The 13,607-nt window shown below is 71.6% G+C and carries 10 protein-coding genes; 5 read left to right on the top strand and 5 right to left on the bottom strand.

Annotation, left to right across the window (positions count from 1 at the left end; all coding sequences use genetic code 11):
* Positions 1–30: 30 nt before the first annotated feature.
* Positions 31–2,010, bottom strand: coding sequence for a multicopper oxidase family protein (locus OO60_RS14095; protein ID WP_244885523.1), 1,980 nt, complete (start codon positions 2,008–2,010; stop codon positions 31–33).
* A 225-nt stretch (positions 2,011–2,235) separates the two neighbouring features.
* On the opposite strand from OO60_RS14095, the gene OO60_RS14090 reads away from it, so the two are divergent.
* The 5 genes from OO60_RS14090 (at position 2,236) to OO60_RS14070 (ending at position 8,862) form a co-directional block, all read left to right on the top strand.
* Positions 2,236–4,005, top strand: a complete 1,770-nt coding sequence (locus tag OO60_RS14090; RefSeq protein WP_051767685.1) for an ABC transporter ATP-binding protein — start codon at positions 2,236–2,238, stop codon at positions 4,003–4,005.
* On the top strand, positions 4,005–5,789 hold the full coding sequence (locus OO60_RS14085; protein ID WP_003071800.1) for an ABC transporter ATP-binding protein: 1,785 nt from the start codon (positions 4,005–4,007) through the stop codon (positions 5,787–5,789). Before OO60_RS14090 ends, OO60_RS14085 begins: the two co-directional genes overlap by 1 nt.
* Positions 5,790–5,858: 69 nt before the next feature.
* Positions 5,859–7,436: a methylmalonyl-CoA mutase family protein gene (locus tag OO60_RS14080; RefSeq protein ID WP_033261449.1), complete on the top strand. Its 1,578-nt coding sequence runs from the start codon at positions 5,859–5,861 to the stop codon at positions 7,434–7,436.
* Positions 7,436–7,831: a cobalamin B12-binding domain-containing protein gene (locus tag OO60_RS14075; RefSeq protein WP_003071791.1), complete on the top strand. Its 396-nt coding sequence runs from the start codon at positions 7,436–7,438 to the stop codon at positions 7,829–7,831. The genes OO60_RS14080 and OO60_RS14075 overlap by 1 nt, the downstream gene beginning before the upstream one ends.
* Entirely contained in the window at positions 7,828–8,862 is a 1,035-nt protein-coding gene (locus OO60_RS14070; protein ID WP_003071788.1) for a CaiB/BaiF CoA transferase family protein, read from the top strand. Before OO60_RS14075 ends, OO60_RS14070 begins: the two co-directional genes overlap by 4 nt.
* Here OO60_RS14070 and mhpA read toward each other — a convergent pair.
* From mhpA to OO60_RS14050, 4 genes are read right to left on the bottom strand one after another with little or no spacing between them, the layout of a single operon-like run.
* Positions 8,859–10,313 (bottom strand): bifunctional 3-(3-hydroxy-phenyl)propionate/3-hydroxycinnamic acid hydroxylase MhpA, encoded by a 1,455-nt coding sequence (gene mhpA / locus OO60_RS14065; protein ID WP_003071786.1) that lies wholly within the window; start codon positions 10,311–10,313, stop codon positions 8,859–8,861. The genes OO60_RS14070 and mhpA overlap by 4 nt on opposite strands.
* Entirely contained in the window at positions 10,310–11,515 is a 1,206-nt protein-coding gene (locus OO60_RS14060; protein ID WP_033261516.1) for a phthiocerol/phthiodiolone dimycocerosyl transferase family protein, read from the bottom strand. Before OO60_RS14060 ends, mhpA begins: the two co-directional genes overlap by 4 nt.
* A 17-nt stretch (positions 11,516–11,532) precedes the next feature.
* A complete protein-coding gene (locus tag OO60_RS14055; protein WP_003071782.1) occupies positions 11,533–12,270 on the bottom strand; it encodes a thioesterase II family protein in 738 nt (245 codons plus the stop codon).
* Between the two features lie 43 nt (positions 12,271–12,313).
* Complete coding sequence (locus OO60_RS14050) at positions 12,314–13,582, bottom strand: cytochrome P450 family protein (RefSeq protein ID WP_003071780.1); 1,269 nt, start codon at positions 13,580–13,582, stop codon at positions 12,314–12,316.
* Between the last annotated feature and the right edge of the window lie 25 nt (positions 13,583–13,607).

Raw genomic sequence — 13,607 nt, 5'->3', positions numbered from 1 at the left:
CTCGCCTTACCACTCACGAGGGTCAGGCCGTCAGTGGCCGCTGTGCCCCGTCATCGGCTGTCCACTGTGGACATCGATGTGCGGGTGCATGTGGAACCGGGCGATCTCCGGCGGGTGGACGACGAACGGGCGCATCATGCCCATGTCCTCGTGCTCGAGGATGTGGCAGTGGTACATGAACTCGCCGCTGGCGCCGTCGAACTGGCCGGCCACGGTGATCCACTCGCCCTGCCGCGCCTGGAAGGTGTCCTTCCAGCCCTCTTCCCACTTCTCGATCGCCGGCCCCGCGTTCGGCGCCGGCAGCGGCCGTGAGGTGCCGCCCACCGGGACGTTGAACGCCGTCAGGTCGGTCCACGTCGTCCGCGACAGCAGCTGCAGCCGCGTCATGTGGATGTGCATCGGGTGCGGCGACCCGCCCAGCTGCAGGAAGTGCCACACCGCCCACCGGCCGCGGTTGATGAAGATCGTCCGCGTGTCGTCGAACAGGCCGGCGACCTTCTTGAACGACCGCACGTTCCCGGTGGCCGGGTCGGTGAGCTGGATGATCCCGGTCGCCGGGAACACCGCCGGCAGCTCGGCCGGGTCGGTGATCTCCCGCAGCTCCCACATCGTCGGGTCCGGTTCCCCGGCCACGGTCCCCGGCAGCAGCGCCACGTAGACCTCGTCGTGGTCCGCCGGGACCGTGGTGCCCGGCGCGAGCCGCACGTAGGACTTCGACAGCTTCGGGGGCACCACGACCGCCCGGGCCCGGGACGCGACCCGGAACTCCATGATGTCCGGTTCGCCGACGCTGCCGGTGTTGGACAGCCGCAGGCGCTGGCCCGGGAACTTGCTGAAGTCGACGAGCAGGTCGACGCGTTCGGCCGGGCTGATGGTCAGGCCGCCCGCCGGCATCGCGACCGGCGCGGGCAGCAGACCCGCGTCGGTGCCCGCGATCTTGATCGCGTCGTTGTGCAGGACGCCCGCCTCGTCGATCAGGTCGAGGCGGAAGAACCGCGAGTTGGCCGCGTTGAGCACCCGGAAGCGGTACAGGTCCCCGGTCACGTCGAGGTGCGGCCAGATGACGCCGTTCACCAGCTGGAAGGGGCCGGTGACCGGAGCCGTCGTGCCGGACGCCGGGACGTACGGCAGCTTGTACAGCAGCTGGCCGGTGAGCGCGCCGGTGGCCGGGTCGGTGTCGAGGTTGCGGTCGCTGATGATCAGCGGGATCTCCCGCTCGCCCCGCGGCAGCCCGGCCGCGTCCTCTTCGGCGTCGCGGATCAGGTACATGCCCGCCAGGCCGGAGTAGACGGTGAACCGCGTGACGGCCATCGCGTGGTCGTGGTACCAGAGCGAAGTCGCCGCCTGGCGGTTCGGGTACTCGGTCAGCTGCGCGTCCCCGGTCGGCACGCCGTTGTGCGCCCAGCCGTCGTTGTGGGCGGCCGTCACCGCGCCGTGCAGGTGGACCACGTTCCACGGCGGGATGTCGGCGACGCCGTCGTAGAGGGAAACGCCCGACGGCAGGCTGCCGTCCGGATTGCGGTAGCCGGGTGTGTAGGCGGGTGACGGTTTCGCGAACGGCACGCGCGCCGCCACCAGGGGAATTTTGCCGGTCAGTTCGTTGCTCCACGCGACGCGCGTGCGTTTGCCGCTTCGCACCTCGATGGTCGGGCCGGGAAACGACCCTTCGAAGGTCCACAGTGCCGTTTCGGGCAGCTGGGAATGCAGTTTCACCCGCGCGTTCGTCATCCGCACGGTGATCAGGTCCTGCTGCGGCCGCAGCACCGGCGGGATCCGCAGCGGGTCGAGGAACTTGGTCAAGCCGAAATTCGGGGCCCCAGGCCCGAGCGGCTGGGCCGGAGGGGCCGCCGCCGCTTCGGGTGCGCCCGAGCCGAACAGGCTCGGGCCGAACATGTTCACGCCCACCACCAGACCCGCCGAACCGAGCATGGCGGAGGTGAGGAACGTGCGGCGGCCGACGGACTCGTCGGGCTCACCGTCCACATCATCCAACGGATAAGCATCGTTCACGCGGGCATCATCAGCCACCGGATGCCCGGTTTGCCAGGGTAATAGGGGTCCGGGCCGCGGAACTACTCATGTTGGTAGTGGCCCCGCGCCGCGGCGTCCGAAATCCTGGCGGGGCGCGTTGCATCGCACGCTGACTGGAGGGCTTTTCGTGCCGACGGCTCTGTTCCCGGCCTTGCTGTACACGGGGGCGGAATACACCGCCGTGAACCTGGCTAGGGTGGCGCCATGACCGCACCCGCCGAACCGGCGTCGCCGCCGTCTTCGTTGCTGGCCCTCCTGAAACCGCGGCTGGGCCGCTACCGCCGCCAGCTGACCACCATCGTCGTGCTGCAGATCGCGCAGGCCGTGGCGTTGCTGTACTTGCCGACGCTCAACGCCGACGTCGTGGACTACGGCGTGCTGACCGGCAACACCGGCTACATCCTCGGGCACGGCGGGATCATGCTGGCCGCCACGCTGGCGCAGATCGCCTGCGCGGGCGGCGCGGTGTTCCTGGGCGCGCGGGTCGCGATGGGACTCGGGGCGGACCTGCGGACCGCGCTGTTCGACCGCGTGTCGGGCTTTTCCGCGCGGGAAATGGCCCGGTTCGGTCCCTCGTCGCTGCTGACCCGCAGCACCAACGACGTCCAGCAGGTGCAGCTGATCCTCTACACCACGCTGGCGATGCTGCTGACCGCGCCGTTCGTCGGGATCGGCGGGATCGTGCTGGCCGTGCGGCAGGACGCACCGTCCTCACTGGTCCTGCTGGTGGCGGTGCCGGTCGGCGCGCTGACGATCGGCCTGCTCATCCGGCAGATGGTGCCGGCGTCCCGGCTGCTGCAGCGGTTCGTGGACGCGGTCAACCGCGTGATGCGCGAGCAGATCACCGGCATCCGGGTGATCCGGGCGTTCGTCCGCGACGAGAACGAGCGGCTCCGGTTCGCCGAGGCGAACACCGACCTGATGGGCGTGGGCATCCGGCTGGGCCGGGTGCAGGCGTTCTTCGGTGCGACTTCGCTGTTCATCTCCAACGTGGCCGCGGTCGCGGTGCTGGCGATCGGCGGCCACCGGGTCGTCGAAGGCGGCCTGCAGCTGGGTTCGCTGATCGCGTTCCTGACCTACCTGACGCTGACGCTGGGCGCGGTGACGCAGGGGCTGAGCGTCTTCATGATGGCGCCGCGGGCGAAGGTGAGTGCCGGCCGGATCACCGAGGTGCTGGTCACCGAGCCGAGCATCGCCGAGCCGGCCACGCCGGTCACCGTCGAGCACTGGCGCGGGGACCTGGAACTCGACGGCGTCACGTTCGGCTACCCGGGCGCCGAGGTGCCGGTCCTGCGCGGGGTGAGCCTGGCCGCCCGGCCCGGCCGGACCACCGCGATCATCGGCTCGACCGGCAGCGGCAAGACGACCCTGATCAACGTGATGGCCCGGCTGCTCGAAGTCGACGAGGGTGCGGTGCGCATCGACGGCGCCGACGTCCGCGAGGTGGCCAGGCGCGATCTGTCCGAATTGGTCGGGTTGGTGCCGCAGCGGGCCTACCTGTTCGCCGGGACGGTCGCGGACAACCTGCGCTACGGCAACCCGGCCGCCGACGAAGCGCAGCTGTGGCACGCGCTGGAGGTCGCGCAGGCCGCCGAGTTCGTCCGGGCCATGCCCGAGGGGCTCGACACGGTGATCGGGCAGGGCGGCAGCACGGTGTCCGGCGGGCAGCGGCAGCGGCTGGCGATCGCCAGGGTGCTGCTGGCCCGGCCGCGGGTCTACCTGTTCGACGACGCGTTTTCCGCACTGGACAACGCGACCGAGGTGGCGGTGCGCAGCGCGCTGGCCCGCGAGATCGGGGACGCCACCCAGGTGATCGTCGCCCAGCGCGTGTCCACCATCCGCGCAGCGGAGACGATCGTGGTGCTCGAAGCCGGCCGGGTCGAGGCCACCGGCACCCACGAGGAACTGCTGGCCACCAGCGCCACCTACGCGCAGATCGTCGACTCGCAGCTCACCGTCGGGGAGGCGGCCTGATGACCACCGCAAAACCGGCGGCCGGCCGCGGCACCGCACTGCGGCTGCTCGGCACGATGCGCCCGGACTGGGCGCGGATCAGCGCCATGGCCCTGCTGGCCATCGTCAGCAACGCCACCCTGGTGATCATCCCGTCCCTGCTCGGCGACGCCACCGACGCCATCGTGGACGGCATCCGTGGCGGCGGCGTCGATTTCGCCGCGGTCAACCGGTTCCTGCTGTGGGCCGCCGTGCTGGCCGTGCTGTCCGGGACGAGCACCGTCGCCCAGGGCCGGCTGACCGCGACCGTCGTGCAGCGGATGGCGTTCCGGCTGCGCGAACGCACCAACGTGACGCTGTCGCGGCTGCCGCTGTCCTATTTCGACACGCAGTCCCGCGGCGACCTGCTGTCCCGCACCACGAACGACATCGACAACGTGTCGCAGTCGGTGCAGCAGACGGCCAGCCTGCTGCTGACGTCGGTGTTCCTGTTCATCGGGTCGCTGGTGATGATGCTCCGCATCTCGCTGCTGCTGACCGTGGTCGCGCTGGTCGTGCTCCCGGTGACGGTGTGGGCCGCCAAGGCGCTCGCCCGCCGCGCCAAACCGCAGTTCGCGCAGCAGTGGAAGGCCACCGGCGCCCTCGGCGGCCACCTGGAGGACGTCTACACCGGGCACGACCTGGTCACCGCGTTCGGGCGCTGGGGACAGGCGCGGGAGAAGTTCACCGCGTACAACGACGACGTGCGCACGGCGGCTGCCGGGGCGCAGTTCCGCGCCGGGCTGGTCGCGCCGGCACTGACCTTCCTCGGCAACGTCGGGTTCGTGCTGATCGCGGTGGTCGGCGGGGTGCGCGTCGCGGGCGGGGCGCTGACGATCGGCTCGCTGCAGGCGTTCATCCAGTACGTCCTGCGGTTCAACCAGCCGATCTCGCTGATCGCGTCGCTGATCGGCCCGATCCAGTCGGCGCTCGCCTCGGCCGAGCGCGTGTTCGAGCTGCACGACGCCGACCCCCAGCGGCCCGACCCGGAGCACCCCCAGCGGCCGGCCACCATCACCGGCCGGGTCGTGTTCACCGACGTCTCGTTCCGCTACGTCCCGGACCGCCCGCTGATCGACGACCTGTCCCTGACCGTCCAACCAGGACAGACGGTGGCGATCGTCGGGCCCACCGGAGCGGGCAAGACGACGCTGGTCAACCTGCTGCTGCGGTTCTACGACACGGACGCGGGCACGATCGCGGTCGACGGAGTGGACATCACCGACATGACCCGCGACGACCTCCGCCGCCGGATCGGCATGGTGCTGCAGGACACCTGGCTCTACGGCGGCACGATCGCCGACAACATCGCCTACGGCCGCCCGGCCGCCACCCGCGAGGAAGTCGTGGCGGCGGCGACGGCGGTGCACGCGGACCACCTGATCCGGACGTTGCCCGAGGGCTACGACACGGTCCTCGACTCGGAGGCCGACGGCCTGTCGGCGGGGGAGCGCCAGCTGATCACGATCGCCCGCGCGTTCCTGGTCGAGCCGGCGATCCTGGTGCTCGACGAGGCGACGAGCGCGGTGGACACCCGCACGGAGATGCTGGTCCAGCAGGGCCTGGCGGCGTTGCGCGAGGGCCGGACGAGCTTCGTGATCGCCCACCGCCTGTCCACGATCCGCGACGCGGACGTCATCCTGGTGATGGAGGCGGGCAGCATCGTGGAGCAGGGCAGCCACGCGGAGCTGATCGAGGCGGGCGGGGCGTATGCGCGGTTGCACGCGGCGCAGTTCACGGCGAGCCCGGCGGCGTCCGAAGCCTGACGGCGTTCAGCCGGAACTACCAACGATTGGTATGGGGCTGCCGGTCCGTTTTCCCTAGCGTGGTGATCGATGAGCGACAGCATGCGCACCCCGTCCGGCATCCCGGTGCGGGCGGTCTACGGGCCGGCGGACCGGCAGGCCGATCCGCCCGATCCCGGCGCGTTCCCGTTCACCCGCGGGAACTTCGCCACCGGCTACCGCAAGAAGCTGTGGACCTTCCGGCAGTACTCCGGGTTCGGCACGGCCGAGGAGTCGAACCGCCGGTACCGCTACCTGCTGGACCAGGGCGGCACCGGCCTGTCCGTCGCCCTCGACCTGCCCACGCAGTGCGGGTACGACTCCGACGATCCGGAGGTGAGCGAGGAGGTCGGCCGGGTCGGGGTGGCCGTCGACACGCTCGCCGACGCCGAGATCCTGTTCGCGGGCATCCCCTTGGACCGGATCAGCACCAGCTTCACCATCAACGGCACCGCCGCCATCCTGCTGGCCTTCTACGTCGCCGCCGCCGAACGGGCCGGGGTCTCGCGGGAAAAGCTCACCGGCACCATCCAGAACGACATCCTCAAGGAGTACGCCTCCCGCGGCACCTGGATCTGGCCGCCGGAGCCGTCGCTGCGGCTGATCGCCGACACCATCGAGTTCTGCGCGGCCGAGGTGCCGAAGTTCAACGCCATTTCCGTGGCCGGCGCGCACTTCCGGGACGCCGGGGCGACCGCGGTCCAGGAGCTGGCCTTCACCCTCGCCGACGGTGTCACCTACTGCGACACCGTGCTGGCCCGCGGCCGGATGACGATCGACGAGTTCGCCCCGCAGATCTCCTTCTTCTTCTACACCCACGGCGACTTCTTCGAGGAGATCGCCAAGTACCGGGCCGGACGGCGGCGCTGGGCGACGATCGTCCGCGAGCGGTACGGCGCCAAGACGGACAAGGCCGCGATGTTCCGGTTCGGCTGCGTCGCCGGTGGCGCCTCGCTGTACGCGCCGCAAGCGCGCAACAACGCGGTCCGCGTCGCCTACGAGGCCATGGCGTCCGTGCTCGGCGGTGTCCAGTCGATGTTCACCGCCGCCTGGGACGAGCCGTTCGCGCTGCCCAGCGAGGAGTCCGCGACGCTCGCCCTGCGGACGCAGCAGATCCTCGCGCACGAGACCGGCGTGGCCCGGGTCGTGGACCCGCTCGGCGGCTCCTACTTCGTCGAGGCGCTCACCGACGCCACCGAGGAACGCGTCATCGAAATCATGGCGGACCTCGACGCGCACGGCGGCATGGTCCAGGCCATCGAGGACGGCTACCTCCAGGGCCTGATCGCCGACGAGGCCTACCGGCTGCACCGGGACGTCGAGGCGGGCGAGCGCCCGGTGGTCGGGGTCAACCGGTTCATGTCGGCCGAAGAACCGCCCGAGATCTCGATGTACGAACTCGACGCCGAAGGCCGGGAACTGCAGCTGAAGCGCCTGGCGCGGGTGAAGGCGGAGCGGGACGGCACGGCCGTGCGCGCGACCCTCGCCGCGCTGGCGAAGACCGCGGAAGGCGACGGGAACCTGATGGGACCGCTGATCGACTGCGCCAACGCCTACTGCACGGTCGGCGAGATCGTCGCCGAGCTCAAGAAGGTCTGGGGCGAGTTCCGGCAGCCGGTGGTGTTCTGATGCCGGCCCGGGTGCTGATCGCCAAGCCAGGCCTGGACGGCCACGACCGCGGCGCGAAGATCGTCGCCCGCACGCTGCGGGACGCCGGGTTCGAGGTGATCTTCACCGGGATCCGCAAGCGGATCGAGGAGATCGTGACGATGGCGCTGCAGGAGGACGTCGCCGTGGTGGGCTTGAGCATCCTCTCCGGCGCGCACCTGTCCCTGACCACCCGCACGGTCGACGCGCTGCGGGCCGCCGGCGCCGGGGACATCGCGGTGATCGTCGGCGGCACGATCCCGCCGTCGGACGTGCCCAAACTGGAGGCGGCGGGCGCGGCCGCGGTCTTCCCGACCGGGACGGCGCTGGACGTGCTGGTGGCCGAGATCGGCAAGCTGACGGCGAGCCCGCGGTGACCGGCGGCCCGCTCGCGGGCATCCGCGTGCTCGAAGCCGGGCACATCCTCGCGGGCCCGTACGCCACGATGCTCCTCGCCGACCTGGGCGCCGAGGTCATCAAGATCGAGCCGCCGTCCGGGGACCTGTCGCGGCAGGTGAGCGACGCCTACTTCGCCAGCATCAACCGGAACAAGCGCAGCCTCTGCCTCGACCTCACCACCGCGGACGGCCGCCGTCGCCTCGGCGAGCTGGTCGCCGGGTCGCACGCCCTGCTGGTCAACCTGAAGCCGTCGGTGATCCACCGGCTCGGCCTCACCTACGAGTCGCTGCGGCGGTGGAACGAGCGGATCGTCTGCGTCGCGATCACCGGCTACGGCCTGGACGCCGGCGACGAGCCCGCCTTCGACTACGTGGTCCAGGCGGCGACCGGGGTCGCCGCGCTCACCGGCGACCCCGCCGGGCCGCCGACCCTGCCGGGCTATTCGGCGGCCGACAACTCCGCCGGGCTGGCCGCCGCGCTCGGCCTGCTCGCCCAGATCGTGTCCGGCCGCGGCGGCCAGGTCGAGGTGACGCTGCGGGACGTCATGCTGTCCCAGCTCAACTACCGCGCCTCGGCCTACCTCAACGAGGGCACCGAGCCGCGCCGCCTGCCGTCCGGCGCGCACTCGTTCTACGTGCCCGCCCAGCTCTTCGCCACGGCCGAGGGCCACCTGGCGCTGTTCGTCACGCACGACGGGTTCTGGAAGTCGTTCGCCGCGGAGGCGGGCATCGACGGCTTCGAGACGATGGCCGAGCGCGTCGCCCGGCGGGACGAGGTCCTGGAAGTGGTGTCCGGCGTCCTCGCGACCGACACGGCGAAATCGTGGGAAGCCCGGCTGCGTCCGCTCGGCGTCCCGGCGTCGGCGGTGCGGACGCTGCCCGAGGCGCTGGCCGCGACCCCGGAGGCGATCGTGCACGCGGGGGACTTCCGGCTGGTCGGCAGCCCGGTCCGGATCGCCGGGTACGAGCCGGAGCACCGGCCGCCACCCCGGCTCGGCGAATACGCCTAACGCGCGGGAACCGGGGCCTGCAGCAGGTTCCGAAGCTCGTTCACCAGGTCCTCGAGCCCCTGCGGCCCGCTCGCGGTCCCGAAAACGTGGTAGTCCGGCCGCACCAGCACCGAAGTCGCCCCGTACCGCGCCAAGAACGGCCGGAGCACGTCGTCAGGCTGCACTACCTGGGTACCGAGCGAGGCGAGGAACGACGAGTCGTGCTCCTCGGTGGTGATCAGCACGAAACCCGGTCCGACGCCCGGCCCGTGCGGCACCACCACCCCCGCTCCCGGGCTTTCGTGCAGCAGCCCGCCCGTCAGCGGCGAAGCCGGTTCGGGACGGCCCGCCGGCTTCCCGCGGCGGTTCGCCAGCACCGTTTCGTCCCGCTCGGCGGCCGCCGCCGGGTCCGTCACGCAGATCACCCGGCCCAGCTGGACCGACGCCAGGATCGCTTCCTTCGCCGCCTCCCGGCGTTCCTCGCCATACGAGTCCACAATGGACTCATCGGCCAGGCCGCCGAGCACCAGGTCCAGCTTCCACGCCAGGTTCGTGACGTCGCGGATGCCGGAGCACATGCCCTGGCCCGCGAACGGCGGCATCAGGTGCGCCGCGTCGCCGGCGAGCAGGACGTGCCCCACCCGCCACCGGTCGGCCCACCGCGCCTGGAAGATGTACGTCGTGCTGCGCAGCAGCGTCGCCGTTTCCGGGGTGACGCCGAACGGCGCCATCAGCCGCCACGCCGTCTCGTCCTTGTTCAGCTCCGCCGCGCTTTCTCCGGGCAGCCGCATGAACTCCCAGCGACGGCGGCCCGGTCCGCTGCCGACGAGCGTCGTCGGCCGGGCCGGGTCGCAGATCTGGACGTTCGTCGGCACGAACTCGCGCGGCTCGTTCAGCCGGACATCGCAAAGCAGCCATTCGTACGAGAAGCCCAGGTCGGTCACCGGCACGTCGAGGTGCTCGCGGACGAAGCTGTTGGCGCCGTCGCAACCCACCACCCACCGGGCCGAGATCGTCCGCGGTACCTCGTCCTCGTCGACGGCGGTCACCTCGACGTGCGATTCGCCGTCGGCGATGGCCACCACCTCGTGCCCGCGCAGGACCGTGATCCCGGGGAGGGCCTTCGCCCGGGCCGCGAGCAGCTCCTCGAGGGCGGGCTGGTGCATCGTGTTCGCGTCCGGCCAGCCGTACCGGCCGGTGGTCGAGAAGGCGATGTCCAGCAGCGTCCGGCCGTCGGCGGTCTGCCACTGGTAGCCGTTGGCCGGCGCGGTGATCGCGCCGAGGTCGCCGCCGATGCCGGTGGCGGCCAGCAGCCGGGCGGTTTCGCCGTCGAAGCTGGTCGCCCGGGGCAGCTTGTACGGCCGCGGACGGCGTTCGAGCACCGTCACCCGGCGGCCGCGCTGCGCCAGCAGCACCGACAGGGTCGCGCCGATCGGGCCGTTGCCGACGATGACGACGTCCGCGTCCGTCACGGGAGCTCGTTCCGGAGCACGTGGTTCACCCGCTCGCGGACGCAGGCGACGCGGTCCGGCAGCGACGGATCGCCCTCGGGCCACACCAGGTCGATCCCGACCCGGCCGCCGAACGTGCTCATGACGTAGCCGCCGAGGGCGAGGGTCTCGCGCATCCGGGACGCGGAGTGCAGGTTGGTCAGCCGCAGGCCGGCCGGGGTGCGCATCGGCGGCGCCACCCCCCAGTTCATGATGCTGACCACGGCGAGCGCGAGCTTCGGGTCCCACGGCTTCGCGGCGGCCGGCCGCGAGAACATGTCCAGGATGCTGCGCTGCACGGACCCGTCGGCCAGCCCGGCCCGCAGCTGGTCGCCGATCGCGCGGCCGATCACCACGGCGTCGGGCGCCATCCCGTCGGACACCTTGAACCCGACCCCGCCGAGCACGTTCGTGCCCTCGGTCGCGCCGACCGGGGGCGTCAGCCGGCTGCGGAGGTTCACCGAGTACCGGTAGACCAGGTCGGTCAGCGGCATGTCCCGGAGTTCGGCCTCGGCGAGCAGGATCGCGCCGGACACCAGACCGTTGATCGTCACCTTTTCGCGGTGGCCGAGGTCGGCCAGCGCCGCCGTTTCGGCCTCGCTCAGGCGGTGCTGGACGACGTGCCGGACGACCGGGTCCGCGGGGGACACCGCCGGCGGCGGCCCGGCGGGCGGGGGACCGTCGGCGTGGATGCCCCGCTCGGCCAGCAGGTCCTCCAGCGACCGCGGGTACGGCTGCCGGGGCAGGTCGAAGGACACGCCTTCGACGATGTCGGTGTAGCACGACCAGAGTGTCGAGAGGATCGCGGTGGCGTGGTGCGCGTCCCCGACGCTGTGCTGAAGCGCCAGGCAGACACTGGCTTCGTCGCCGTCGCGGACGACGTTGAGCGCGCTCAACGCCCGGCTCTGGTCGAGATCCAGCCCGTCCAGCGGCCGGCCGGGATCGCCGTCGGCGAACCGGATCTCCGGCCGCGAGTCCGACTCGGTGAGCACGACGCCGTCTTCGCCGGCTTCCACCCGGGCCGCGAGGTGCGGGTAGGCGCGGTACACCGCTTCGAACGCGGTGGTCAGCGCTTCGGGGTCCAGCCGGCCGGTCGCGCGCACGGTGTAACCGATGTACGCCTCCTTGACGGCGTGGATCCGTTCGCTGGGCGCCAACGCCCGCCGGACACCAGCTCGCGTCACGGGTTCCTCCAGAGCGGTCACGGCCGGCTCAGTGCGGCGCCGGCCAGTTTTTCGGTCATCGTCGCGATCATCGGGGCGGCCTGGTCGACGAGGAAGAAGTGGCCGCCCGGCAGGACGTGCAGGTCGGCGGGCCCGGTCGTGTGCTCCGCCCAGGCGCGGGCCTCGTCGACGGACACCCGCGGATCGCGGTCGCCGGTGAACGCCGTGACCGGGCAGGCCAGCCGCCGTCCCGGCTCGTTCCGGTACTTCTCCACCGCCCGGTAGTCGCTGCGGATGGCGGGCAGGATCATCGCCAGCAGCTCGGGGTCGGCCAGCATGGCCGCGTCGGAACCGCCCAGCTTCCGCAGCTCGGCCACGAGCCGCTCGTCCGACACCCCGCGAAGGTCGTCGTCGCGGTAGCGCGACGGGGCCCGGCGGCCGGACGCGAAAAGGTGCACCGGCGCAGGCAGCCCGGCATCGGACATCCGCAGGGCGATTTCGTAGCCGATGAGCGCGCCCATGCTGTGCCCGAACAGCGCCAGCGGCCGGTCGTCGAACGGGCGCAGCACGGCGAGGATCCGCTCCGCCAGCCCGCCGATGCTGTCGACGGGCGGTTCGTGGCGCCGGTCCTGGCGCCCCGGGTACTGGACCGCCAGCACCTCCACCGCGGGCGCGAGGGCCTTGGCCAGCGGGAAGAAGAAGCTGGCCGAGCCGCCGGCGTGCGGCAGGCACACCAGGCGGACCCGGGCATCCGGGGCCCGCTCGAAACGGCGCAACCACTTCTCGGCGTCTGGTCGGAGCACGAGCGGCCTTTCGCGGTCAGGCGAGGTTCAGGGGGAGGGTCTTGGTCCGGGTGAACGCGGGCCGCAGGATCCACGGGAGCTCGTCCCGCGGCACGGCCAGCGACAGGTTCGGGAACCGGGTGAACAGCGCGTGCAGCGCCACCTCCGCTTCCTGGTAGGCCAGGTGCTGGCCCAGGCAGCGGTGGATGCCCTTGCCGAAGGACAGGTGCATCTCGTTGGCGACGGTCAGCCGGTCGACGATCAGCTTGTCCGGCTCCGGGAACTTGCGCGGGTCGGTGTTGGCCGCCAGCAGCAGCGGCGCCACCGGCGCGCCCCGCGGGATCGTGACGCCGCCCAGCTCGATGTCCTCCGACGGGAACCGCACCTGCGTGAACTGCAGCGGCCCCAGCCGCTGCAGCTCGCGCACCGCCTGCGCCCACAGCGACGGGTCGGCCTTCAGCCGCGCCAGCTGCTCGGGGTGTTCGAGCAGGAAGAGCACGGAGTTGCCGATCAGGTACGTCGTCGTCTGGTGCCCGGCGGTGACCAGGCTGAACAGGATGCCGACGATCTCGTCGTCGGAGACGCGCGAGGGGTCTTCGGCCTGCGCCTGCACGAGCGCGGTGACCAGGTCGTCCTTCGGTTCGACGCGACGGCGGGCCATCAGCTCCCGCGAGAGGGCGATGCACTTGCGCAGCGCGGGCGGGATGTTGGGGGCGTCCATGGTCGCCATCGCGTTGCCCCAGGCGTGCCAGGCGGCGCGGTCCTCCTCGTCGATGCCGACGAGCTCGCAGATCACCGTGACCGGCAGCGGGAAGCAGAACTCCTCGACCAGGTCGACCGGCGACCCGTCGGCGCTCTGCGCGACCATCTTGTCGATCAGGTCCTCGGTGATCTTCTCGACGCGGGACCGCAGCGCGTTGACGCGGCGCGCGGTCAGCAGGTACGAGACCAGCTTGCGCAGCCGCGTGTGCTCCTCGCCGTCGGCGGAGTTGAGCTTGTTGGCCATCCACGGGATGAGGTCTTCGGGGAAGTTCATCCGCTTGAAGATGCCGTCGCGGATGTCCGCCATCGGCGAGTCCGCCGGCGGGTTCGTGAGGAACCGCGGGTCGGTGAGCACCTGCAGCACGTCGTCGTAGCGGGTGGCCAGCCACATGTCCGGCCCGCCCATCATGGTGCCGAGGTTCAGCGTCCCGTGCCCGGCCAAGGGTTCTTCGCGCAACCGCGCGTACCAGCCGAACGGGTCGGCGACGACCTCCGGCGACAACAGGTCGACCGGTTCGGCCTTCGGCCCGGCAGTGGCGGTCATGGACCTCCCCTTTCCTGGTGGCGGA

Origin of the sequence: Amycolatopsis vancoresmycina (assembly GCF_000716785.1) — a bacterium.
GTDB classification, from domain to species: Bacteria; Actinomycetota; Actinomycetes; order Mycobacteriales; family Pseudonocardiaceae; genus Amycolatopsis; species Amycolatopsis vancoresmycina.
The sequence above is the reverse complement of the archived record's forward strand: the minus strand, read 5'-3'. Positions and strand labels throughout refer to the sequence as shown.